The sequence below is a fragment of the Streptomyces sp. NPDC048659 genome, assembly GCF_040650575.1.
In the GTDB taxonomy this organism is placed as follows: Bacteria; Actinomycetota; Actinomycetes; order Streptomycetales; family Streptomycetaceae; genus Streptomyces.
Window position 1 is genome coordinate 1 of the sequence record NZ_JBEZHM010000114.1, and the last position, 10,255, is coordinate 10,255.

10 protein-coding genes and 1 pseudogene are annotated in these 10,255 nt (G+C 75.0%); 7 read left to right on the plus strand and 4 right to left on the minus strand.

What is annotated here, in order from left to right:
* A pseudogene (locus tag AB0C99_RS38905) lies at window positions 1-276 on the plus strand (Cmx/CmrA family chloramphenicol efflux MFS transporter); the annotation flags it as partial.
* Between the two features lie 32 nt (window positions 277-308).
* The gene (locus tag AB0C99_RS38910; protein WP_362485138.1) at window positions 309-1,421 is read left to right on the plus strand and encodes a hypothetical protein; all 1,113 of its coding nucleotides are present in this window, start codon (window positions 309-311) and stop codon (window positions 1,419-1,421) included.
* Window positions 1,422-1,436: 15 nt separating this feature from the next.
* Here the strand turns inward: AB0C99_RS38910 and AB0C99_RS38915 are convergent, their stop codons facing one another.
* Window positions 1,437-1,715 (minus strand): DUF4031 domain-containing protein, encoded by a 279-nt coding sequence (locus tag AB0C99_RS38915; protein WP_362485140.1) that lies wholly within the window; start codon window positions 1,713-1,715, stop codon window positions 1,437-1,439.
* A 13-nt stretch (window positions 1,716-1,728) separates the two neighbouring features.
* A complete protein-coding gene (locus AB0C99_RS38920; protein ID WP_362485142.1) occupies window positions 1,729-2,094 on the minus strand; it encodes a hypothetical protein in 366 nt (121 codons plus the stop codon).
* A gap of 103 nt (window positions 2,095-2,197) precedes the next feature.
* On the opposite strand from AB0C99_RS38920, the gene AB0C99_RS38925 reads away from it, so the two are divergent.
* The 3 genes from AB0C99_RS38925 to AB0C99_RS38935 are packed head-to-tail and all read left to right on the plus strand — an operon-like array spanning window position 2,198 to window position 5,742.
* Window positions 2,198-3,166: a MurR/RpiR family transcriptional regulator gene (locus AB0C99_RS38925; RefSeq protein ID WP_362485144.1), complete on the plus strand. Its 969-nt coding sequence runs from the start codon at window positions 2,198-2,200 to the stop codon at window positions 3,164-3,166.
* A 19-nt stretch (window positions 3,167-3,185) separates the two neighbouring features.
* A complete protein-coding gene (gene murQ / locus AB0C99_RS38930) occupies window positions 3,186-4,184 on the plus strand; it encodes an N-acetylmuramic acid 6-phosphate etherase (protein WP_362485146.1) in 999 nt (332 codons plus the stop codon).
* Window positions 4,185-4,227: 43 nt separating this feature from the next.
* A complete protein-coding gene (locus AB0C99_RS38935) occupies window positions 4,228-5,742 on the plus strand; it encodes a PTS transporter subunit EIIC (RefSeq protein WP_362485148.1) in 1,515 nt (504 codons plus the stop codon).
* Between the two features lie 67 nt (window positions 5,743-5,809).
* Here AB0C99_RS38935 and AB0C99_RS38940 read toward each other — a convergent pair whose 3' ends face one another.
* On the minus strand, window positions 5,810-7,378 hold the full coding sequence (locus AB0C99_RS38940; RefSeq protein WP_362485150.1) for an alpha/beta hydrolase: 1,569 nt from the start codon (window positions 7,376-7,378) through the stop codon (window positions 5,810-5,812).
* 109 nt (window positions 7,379-7,487) lie between these two features.
* Window positions 7,488-8,297: a hypothetical protein gene (locus AB0C99_RS38945; RefSeq protein WP_362485152.1), complete on the minus strand. Its 810-nt coding sequence runs from the start codon at window positions 8,295-8,297 to the stop codon at window positions 7,488-7,490.
* 76 nt (window positions 8,298-8,373) lie between these two features.
* Here AB0C99_RS38945 and AB0C99_RS38950 point away from each other — a divergent pair, with 76 nt between their 5' ends.
* Together AB0C99_RS38950 and AB0C99_RS38955 are read left to right on the plus strand one after the other, a co-directional pair.
* On the plus strand, window positions 8,374-9,348 hold the full coding sequence (locus AB0C99_RS38950) for an aldo/keto reductase (RefSeq protein ID WP_362485155.1): 975 nt from the start codon (window positions 8,374-8,376) through the stop codon (window positions 9,346-9,348).
* Window positions 9,349-9,359: 11 nt separating this feature from the next.
* Window positions 9,360-10,094, plus strand: coding sequence for a transporter substrate-binding domain-containing protein (locus tag AB0C99_RS38955; protein ID WP_362485157.1), 735 nt, complete (start codon window positions 9,360-9,362; stop codon window positions 10,092-10,094).
* The last annotated feature ends 161 nt before the right edge of the window (window positions 10,095-10,255 follow it).

Sequence of the window (10,255 nt, forward strand, 5' to 3'; positions counted from 1 at the left end):
CTCAACGCCCGCATGTTCAACGTCGCCGGCGCCGCCCCCACCCTCGCCGGCGCCACCACCACCGCCGCCTTCAACCTCGGCAACACCGGCGGCCCCTGGCTCGGCGGCACCGTCATCGACGCCGGCCACGGCTTCGCCTCCCCCGCCTGGGCCGGCGCCGCCATGACCCTGCTCGCCCTCGTCACCGTCGCCGTCTCGCTGCGGCTGCACAAGGGAAGCTCCCGGCTCGTGGCCTCGGGTGCGCCCCAGGAGACGAAGGCCGTATCGTCCCGCTGACCCACCCTCAGCCGGGAAGGCAGGACCACTCCGTGCGCCTCCGCACCCTCTTCCGCACGTCCCCCCGTACGTCACTCCGTACGCCCCTTCGTACGTCACTCCGTACGTCACTCCGTACGTCTCCCCGTACGTCCCGTACGTCCCCCCGCGCCACCGCCGCCGCACTCGTACTCGCCCTCGCGGGCACGGCCTTCACCGCCGCGCCCGCGAGCGCCGCGCCCGCGCCCACCGGGATCACCTACGAGGTCACCCGCAACGCCGCCGCCTACGTCGACGTGCCCGGCACCGAGATCACCTTCGACGCCCTCGCCGGCGAGCGCTCGTTCCTCTGGTCCCGGTACTTCTCCACCGGCCCCGTCGACACGCTCGCCGCGGGCGACAACATAGGCAACACCTTCGCCATCCGCTGCCGCGTCGCCGACGGCACCCCCGACGGCGCGCCCCTGCCCGCCGGCACCGAGGCCGGCGCCTACTGGGCCGCCAACCTCGTACCCCCGGGCGAGACCTCGCTCACCGCCGCCCTCCGCTGGGTCTTCACCGCCCCCGCCGACGGCGCCTACAGCTGCCGGCTGTCCGTCGTCTCGTACTCCTCGATCATCGCGAACGGCCGCACCGTCACCATGCGCGTCCCCGCGGGCGCCGAGCTGGCCCGCAAGACCTACCCCGCCACCGCCCGCTGGACCCTGCTCGCGGGCACCGGCACCACCGTGGCCCGCGCCACCACCGCGACGACCCTCGGCTACACGTACACCCCGTCCGCCGCCGACACCGACCTCGTCCTCTACCAGGACGCGGCCCTCTCCACCTGCGCCGCCGGCTCCCCCATCTGCTCCGGCGGCACCAGCGCGTACACCGGCAGCACCGTCGAGACCTGGGTCGAGGCCCAGCCCCGTAACGCCGACGGCACCCTGTGCGGCCCCGCCCTCACCGGCCCGGTCTCCCGCTGGAACATCAGCAACGCCAAGCACCACCAGACCGCCGCCAACACCCTCCGCCTCACCCGCGCCCAGCTCGGCGGCTGCGCCCAGGTACGGACGACGCTGAAGGTACGGAACGTCGCCGGCAACCCCGTGAACATCCACGACGGCTACGCCTCCGGCACCATCGCCGCCACCCACGGGGCCGGGATCAGCTACACCGCCTGAGCCCTCCGAGCCCCGTCACTCGGGTCCGCGCGGCGGCCGTCTCTTCGGTCGCCGCAGTCCCGCCTCCGTGAGCCGGCGCAGCAGCTCCTTCGAGCCGACCTCGACCGCGCCCGCCGCCACCGCGTCCCCGTACCGGTCGGAGGGGATGTCGTAGTGGTCCCCGTCGAAGCCCCGGGCCGGGGCGCCGATCGAGGCGGCGAAGGCGTGCAGCTCCTCGAAGGAGACGTCGCTGACCAGGTGCGACCACACGCGGCCGTGGCCCGGCCAGGTCGGCGCGTCGATGTACAGCGTCACGCCCCCGCACCCCTCACGTGAGCCCGCCCACCGGCGCGACCACGACGCCCTGCTTGCCGCAGACCCAGTGCGGGTCCGGGCCCATCTCCGGCTCGACGTCCAGGGCGTGCGGGTCGCCCGAGGAGCAGACCGGGCAGAGCGGCCAGCGGCCGTAACGTTCCAGCAGCGCGTCCTGCACGTCCTGGGCGACCAGGCCCGCCACGAAGGCCGCGCCCTCGGGCCACTGCTCCACCCACCAGCGGCGGTGGGCGACGGCGTCCTCCACCATCGAGACGACCTCGGCCATGGCGACCTCGCGGGCCACCAGGTCGGCGAGGACAAGGGCACGGGCGGCGTGGAGCGCCTGCTCCACGGGGTCGATAGAGGTGCTGTCGTCCATGCACACATTCTCGCCCCACCGCCCCGCGAAGGACCAATGTCCCGACCCGATCCGGGCCCAACGGACTCTTGACGCTCCCCCCGGCCGAAAATATCTTTCAAGTGTGACCAATGACGTGAAGGAAAGTTTCACCGGCAGCCCCGGCCCCCGGGCCGGCGCCCCGGCCGGAACCCAGGCGCCCGCCCCCACGGCCCCGCCCGCCCCCGCCGCCCTCGCCGCCAAGGTGCGCACCCTCGCCCCCTCCATGACCCGCTCCATGCAGCGCGTCGCCGAGGCCGTCGCCGGGGACCCGGCCGGCTGCGCCGCCCTCACCGTCACCGGCCTCGCCGAGCTCACCGGCACCAGCGAGGCCACCGTCGTCCGCACCGCCCGCCTGCTCGGCTACCCCGGCTACCGCGACCTGCGCCTCGCGCTGGCCGGCCTCGCCGCCCAGCAGCAGTCCGGCCGCGCCCCCTCCGTCACCGCCGACATCGCCGTCGACGACCCGGTCGCCGACGTCGTCGCCAAGCTGGCCTACGACGAGCAGCAGACCCTCGCCGACACGGCCGCCGGACTCGACACCGTCCAGCTCGGCGCGGCCGTCGCCGCCCTCGCCACCGCCCGCCGCATCGACATCTACGGCGTCGGCGCCTCCGGGCTCGTCGCCCAGGACCTCGGCCAGAAACTGCTCCGCATCGGCCTGGTCGCGCACGCCCACAGCGACCCGCACCTCGCCGTCACCAACGCCGTGCAGCTCCGCTCCGGCGACGTCGCCATCGCCATCACCCACTCCGGGTCCACCGGCGACGTCATAGAACCGCTGCGGGTCGCCTTCGACCACGGCGCCACCACGGTCGCCATCACCGGCCGCCCCGACGGCCCGGTCGCGCAGTACGCCGACCACGTGCTGACCACCTCCACCGCCCGCGAGAGCGAACTGCGCCCCGCGGCCATGTCGTCCCGCACCAGCCAACTCCTGGTCGTGGACTGTCTGTTCACCTGCGTCACCCAACGTACGTACGAGACGGCGGCCCCTGCCCTCGCCGCCTCGTACGAAGCCCTCGCCCACCGCCACTCCCCCCGCACCCGCTGAACCCCGAGAGAGCCGCCCCGTGTCCACCGCACCCGCATCCACCGCCACGTACTCCGCGCTGCGCGCCCAGCTCGCCACCCTCACCACCGAGGCGTTCCGGCCCGAGCTCGCCGAGATCGACCAGCTCCCGACCGCCGAGCTCGCCGCCCTGATGAACGGCGAGGACCAGACCGTCCCCGCCGCCGTCGCCAAGCAGCTCCCCGCGATCGCCGCCGCCATCGACGCCACCGCCGCCCGCATGGCCCGAGGCGGCCGGCTCCTCTACCTCGGCGCCGGCACGGCCGGCCGGCTCGGCGTCCTCGACGCCAGCGAGTGCCCGCCCACCTTCAACACCGACCCCTCCCTGGTCGTCGGCCTGATCGCGGGCGGCCCCTCCGCCATGGTCAAGGCCGTCGAGGGCGCCGAGGACTCCAAGGAGCTCGCCGTCCAGGACCTCACCGCGCTCGGCCTCACCGCCGACGACACGGTGATCGGCATCTCCGCCTCCGGCCGCACCCCGTACGCCATCGGCGCCGTCGAGTACGCCCGCGCCGAGGGCGCCCTGACCATCGGCCTGTCCTGCAACGCGGACAGCGCGCTGGCCGCCGCCGCCGAGCACGGCATCGAGGTCGTCACCGGCCCCGAGCTGCTCACCGGCTCCACGCGCCTGAAGGCGGGCACCGCCCAGAAGCTGGTGCTCAATATGATCTCGACGATCACGATGATCCGGCTCGGCAAGACCTACGGAAACCTCATGGTCGACGTCCGCGCCTCCAACGAGAAGCTCCAGGCCCGCTCCCGCCGCATCGTGGCCCTCGCCACCGGCGCGCCGGACGAGCAGATCGAGACCGCCCTCGCCGCCGCCGACGGGGAGGTGAAGACCGCGATCCTCATGATCCTCGCCGACATCGACGCCAAGGCCGCCGACCAGCGCCTGCACGACTCGAAGGGCCACCTGCGCGCAGCGCTGCACGCGACCGGACCCACGGCGGGCACCGGCACGGCCACCGCCGCCGCCACCGCCCCCCTCACCCCGTAACCCCCCGCCGGGCACCCCCCTCACAGCAAGGCACCACCGCACCATGAGCACAGACGACAAGAACCGCGCCATCGCCGCCGCGATCCTCCCCCTCGTCGGCGGCGCCGAGAACATCAGCTCCGTGGCCCACTGCATGACCCGCCTCCGGCTGGGCCTGCGGGACCGCTCGCTCGTCCAGGACCAGGCCCTCAAGGCCCTGCCGTCCGTGATGGGCGTCGTGGAGGACGACACGTACCAGATCGTCCTCGGCCCCGGCACCGTCGCCCGCGTGACCCCCGAGTTCGAGGCCCTGGTCGCCGAGGCCCCCACCCCCGTGCACTCGGCCGACGAACTCGCCGCGCAGGGCGCCGCCATCAAGGCCGCGCAGAAGGCGAAGAACGCCACCCCCTTCAAGCTCTTCCTGCGCAAGATCGCGAACATCTTCGTCCCGCTGATCCCGGCCCTCATCGGCTGCGGCATCATCGCCGGCCTCAACGGCCTGCTCATCAACCTCGGCTGGCTGCCCGGCATCACCCCGGCGCTCGCCGCCATCGCGAGCGGCTTCATGGCCCTCATCGCGGTCTTCGTCGGCTTCAACACGGCCAAGGAGTTCGGCGGCACGCCCATCCTCGGCGGCGCGGTCGCGTCCATCATCGTCTTCGCCGGCGTCGCCAAGATCACCGTCTTCGGCCAGACCCTCTCCCCCGGCCAGGGCGGCGTCCTCGGCGCGCTCGGCGCGGCGGTCCTCGCCGTGTACGTGGAGAAGTGGTGCCGCCGCTGGGTGCCCGAGTCCCTGGACGTCCTGGTCACCCCGACCCTCACCGTCCTGGTCTCCGGCCTGGCCACGATCTTCGGCCTGATGTTCGTCGCCGGCGAGATCTCCCAGGGCATCGGCGACTTCGCCACCTGGCTGCTCGCCCACGCGGGCGCCGGCGCCGGCTTCCTCCTCGGCGGCCTGTTCCTCCCGCTGGTGATGCTCGGCCTCCACCAGGCCCTCATCCCGATCCACACCACCCTGATCGAGCAGCAGGGCTTCACCGTCCTCCTGCCCATCCTGGCGATGGCGGGCGCGGGCCAGGTCGGCGCGGCCATGGCCGTCTACCGCAAGCTGCCCCGCAACGGCTCGATCCGCCGCACCATCAAGTCCGCCCTCCCGGCCGGCTTCCTCGGCGTCGGCGAGCCCCTGATCTACGGCGTCTCGCTGCCGCTCGGCCGCCCGTTCATCACCGCCTGCGTCGGCGGCGCCTTCGGCGGCGGCTTCATCGGCCTCTTCAACATGCTGGGCGACCAGGTCGGCTCCACCGCGATCGGCCCGTCGGGCTGGGCCCTCTTCCCCCTCCTCGACGGCAACAAGGGCCTCGGCGAGACCATCGCGATCTACGCGGGCGGCCTCCTCGTCGGCTACGTCGTGGGCTTCCTGGCCACGTACTTCTTCGGCTTCAGCAAGGAGCTGATCGAGGAGTTCAACGTGGACACGGAGGCGGGCACGGAGGCGGAGACGGTGACGGCGACCCCGTCCGCCGGGACCCCCGCCCCGGCCCCCGCCGCCACCCCGGAGGCGGCACCGGCGAAGGTCTGACCGCTCGGCCGCACATCCAGCTACGGAGGGCTCCCGGTACGCGCGTACCGGGAGCCCTCCTCGCGTCTCAGCAGGTCACGTCGGTCTCCGGGCGCTCGCCGGTGAGCAGGAAGCGGGTCACCGTGCGGTCGCCGCAGGTGTTGCCGTTGCCGAGGTACATGCCGTGGCCGCCGTGGTCGACGGAGACCAGCCGGGCCCTGGCGCCGAGGGCCGCGCGCATCTTGAGACCCTCCGAGTGCGGGGTGGCCGGGTCGCGCAGGCTCTGGATCATGAGGATGTTCGACGGCCCCCGGTCGGTGAGCCGGGTCGGCCGCTCCACCGGGCCGCCCTTCCAGAAGGAGCAGGGCGTGATGTTCGCGGGCATCCCCGCCGTCAGCGGGTACGCGGCCCGGTCGGCGGCCACGGCCCGCCCGTAGGAGGCGACGGAACCCCGCCACTTCACGTCGTTGCAGATCACGCCGACCGTGACGGCCGCGTCCGCGTCGGACATCGGACCGGCCAGGGCGGGCGGCAGGACCGGCGTCTCGCCGGGGGTGCGGGCCTGCCGTACGAGCCGGGCGAAGCCCTCGAACTGCGCGTCCGAGTAGAGCGCCGACTGGAGCGCCTGCCGCAGCAGGTTGCCGGTCAGCGGCACCCCCGCCGTGGCCGAGGGCTTCGGGTCCCGGTCCAGGCGCGCGGCGGTGTCGAGGACCAGCCCCCGCACGTCCCCGGCCCGCTCGGCGAGCCGCAGCCCCTCCGGCGCCCGGTCCGGGTGCGCGGCCCAGGCGGCGAAGTCGGGGAAGCGGTCCTCGGCGCCCCGCGCCATCCCCCGCAGCCAGCCCTGCGCGACCGTGCGCGGGTCCGGGTCGGCGCTGCTGTCGAGGACCAGCCGGTCGGTGCGGCGCGGGAACTTCTGCGCGTACTGCGCGGTGACGTACGTCCCGTACGAGACGCCCCACACCGACACCTTCTCCTCGCCGAGCGCCGCGCGCAGCCGGTCCATGTCCCGCACCTGGTTGGCGGTGGTGAGGCCGCGCAGTTCGGCGCCGCCCGCGCGGGCGCAGGCATCGGCGATACGGCGGGAGCGGGCGGTGTTCGCGTCGACGGAGCCGTCGGCGGCGGGCCAGCTCCGCAGGTTGACCAGGTGCCGGTCCTCGTCGGCGAGCCCGCAGCCCGCCTTCACGCTGCCGCCGACTCCGCGCGGGTCGAACGCCACCAGGTCGTACGCCCCGCCCAACTCCCCCTGCAGCGCGGCCCCCTTGACGGACAGCCGCTGCACCCCGGAGCCGCCGGGCCCGCCGGGCACCACGAGCAGCACCCCGCGCCGCTGCTCGGGGCGGGCGCTGAGGATCCGGGACACGGCGAGCGGGACCCGGCGGCCGTCCGGGTCGGCGTAGTCGAGCGGCACGGTGAGCGTGGCGCACTCCTGCCGCAGCCCGGCGGGCCCGCAGTCGCGCCAGGCGAGGGGGGCGGGGGCCTGGGCCTGGCCCTGGGCCTCGGCCTCGGCCTGGGCGGCGCCCGGAGCGGCGAGGGCGACGGGGACGGCCGCGGGAGCGACGGGGACGGCCGCGGGAGCGACGGGGACGGCCGCGGGGACCGTGAGAGCGGGGGTCGCGAGGGCCAGGGCGGCGAGGGCGATTCCGGCGTAAGTCGTCATGGGGGAAGCCTGTCTGAGTATGCGTCAGCCCCCCATCCGGCAGCCATGCGGGCGCACGGTGGGGGTAGCCCCCGGCTCAGTCGGAGGACGACACGGGGGTATCCCCGGCTCAGTCGGAGGACGGCACGCTCGGGATCTGCGACCCGACGTAGTTCACCGGCGCGATCAGCAGCCACAGCGCCGCCGCGCACACGAGCGCCCCCGCCCAGACCGTCCACACGCCGGCCAGCCAGGGCGCCGAGAGCAGGAACGGCACGGCGTAGCGGCGGAGGCGGCGGCGGGCGCCCCGGGGTGTCCAGCACTCCTCGTCGCCGTCCACAAGGCCGAAGCCCAGGCCGCCGATGATGCCGCCCATGATCACGGTGACCAGCAGCGCGAGGCCGGTGGCGCCCCAGGCGGTGAACGCCGTCAGCTCCTCCTTGTCCGCCGCCGCCGAGAGCGCGGCGACGAGCGCGCCGATCGGCACCCCCAGCGACACCAGGTGCAGCAGCCGCGCCCAGTCCCACACGAGGTCGGGCGGCCCGGAGAGGGCGTCGGGGAGCAGCCCGGCCGGGGGCGGCGGGGCGGTGCCCGCGTCGGCGACCACCCCGGCCGCCACCCAGCGGGCGGCGCGGGACAGGACCGCCACCCACAGCACCCCGCAGGCCAGCGCCGCCGCGCCGACGCCGAGCGCCAGGCGCTGCCCCGCCGCGCCGGGGTCCCGCCACAGCAGCACGACCGCGAGGTGCCCGAGCAGGACGGCGCCGGCCGCCGCGAGCCGGGCGCCCAGGAGGAAGCGGCGGGCGGCGCGTTCGGCCCCGCTCCGGTGGTCGTGGAGCCGCACCGCCTCGTACAGCCGTACCGGCCTGCCCCGCGCCCCGCCCCGCACCCGTCTGCTGTCCCGCCCAGCCACCATGTCCCGGCCCCCGTTCACGATCACGATTGCATTGAGCGCGCAGCGTACGGCCGGGCCGGGCGGATGACACAGCCCCACCGGGAGGGAGATCATCCCGCCCATGACCACCGACGGAACCACCCCCACGCACCCCGCACACCCCACGCACCCCGCCCCCTCCCCCTCCCCCGACGCCGCCGCCTCCGGCACCTGGACGCTCGGCGACCTCCCCGTGCGCCGCATGGGCTTCGGCACCATGCGGCTGCCGCAGACCGGCGGCGCGCTCGTCGAGGACGCCGTGCCGAGGGACCGCGCGCAGGCGCTCGCCGTGCTCCGCCGGGCCGTCGAGCTGGGCGTGAACCACATAGACACCGCCGCTTTCTACTTCTCGCCGCTGCGCTCCGCGAACGAGCTGATCAACAGCGCCCTCGCCCCCTCCGGCCGCTACCCCGAGGACCTCGTCATCGCGACGAAGGTCGGCCCCGCGCGGGACGCGTCCGGCGCCTGGGCCGAGCACGCCCGTACGCCGAGGGAGCTGCGCGCGCAGGTCGAGGAGAACCTGCGCCAGCTCGGCCGGGACCACCTCGACCTGGTCAACCTCCGGGTCCTCGGCACGGACTCGGTCGCCGAGCGCTTCGGCGCCCTGGCCGGGCTCCGCGAGGCGGGGCTGATCCGCCACCTCGGCGTCTCGAACGTCACGCCCGAACAGCTCGCGGAGGCGCGGGAGATCGCGCCGGTGGTGTGCGTGCAGAACATGTACGGGATCGGGGTGCGGCCGGAGTACGCGGAGTTCGTGCGCCACTGCGGCGAACAGGGCATCGCGTTCGTGCCGTTCTACTCGATCGCGGCGGCGGGCCGGGAGACGGGAGCGACGGGCGCGGAGCCGGAGGCGGTCCTGGCCGTGGCGGCGGCGCACGGCGCCACCCCGGCGCAGGTCCGGCTCGCCTGGCTGCTGCACCAGGGCCCGCACCTGCTCCCGATCCCCGGCACCGGCGACCCCGCGCACCTCGCGGCGAACGTGGCGGCGGGCGCGCTGCGGCTGACCGGCGAGGACCTGGCCCGCCTCGACGCGGTCCACGCTCGGGCGGCGGCGTAGGCTCCGGCCCCATGACCTCCGCGACGACTCCCGCCCCCGCCCTCGTCTCCGACCTGGCCCCGACCGGCACCCTGCGCGCCTCGATCAACCTGGGCAACCCGGTCCTGGCGCAGGGCACCCCCGAGGCGCCCGCCGGCATCACGGTGGACCTGGCCCGCGAGATCGGCGCGCGGCTCGGCGTGCCGGTGGAGCTGCTGTGCTTCGACGCGGCGCGCAAGTCGTACGAGGCGATGGCGACCGGCCGCGCGGACCTCTGCTTCCTCGCGGTGGACCCGGCGCGGGAGGCGGAGGTCGCGTTCACGGCCCCGTACGTCGTGATCGAGGGCGTGTACGCGGTGCCGCGCGACTCGGCGCTGACCGGCCCGGCGGAGGTGGACGCGCCGGGTGTGCGCGTCGGCGTGAAGACGGGCTCGGCGTACGACCTGTACCTCACCCGCACCCTGCGGCACGCGACGCTGGTGCGCGGCGACGAGGGCGTGGACGTCTTCGCGGCCGAGGGCCTGGAGGCGGGGGCGGGCATCCGCCAGCCGATGACGGCGTACGCGGCGGCGCACCCGGAGGTCCGCCTCCTGGACGCGCGCTTCATGGAGATCCGGCAGGCGGTGGGCACCCCGGTGACGCGGTCGGCGGAGTCGGTGGCGTTCCTGCGCGCGACGATCGAGGACCTGAAGGCGACGGGCTTCGTGACGGCGTCCCTGACCCGAGCGAACCAGGACCCGACCCTGCTGGCCCCGCCGGCGGCGTAACGACCGACGAGTGCGGGGGTTCCGGGCCCGGTCCCGGTCCCGGAACCGCCCGGCCGGACCGGGAAATCCGCTGGCGACCCGCCCCCGCCCCTTCCTAGGCTGCGCTCCCATGGGCTCCTACGGCAAAACCTCCTTCGTCTGCCTGCCGTGCCGGGCGTCGT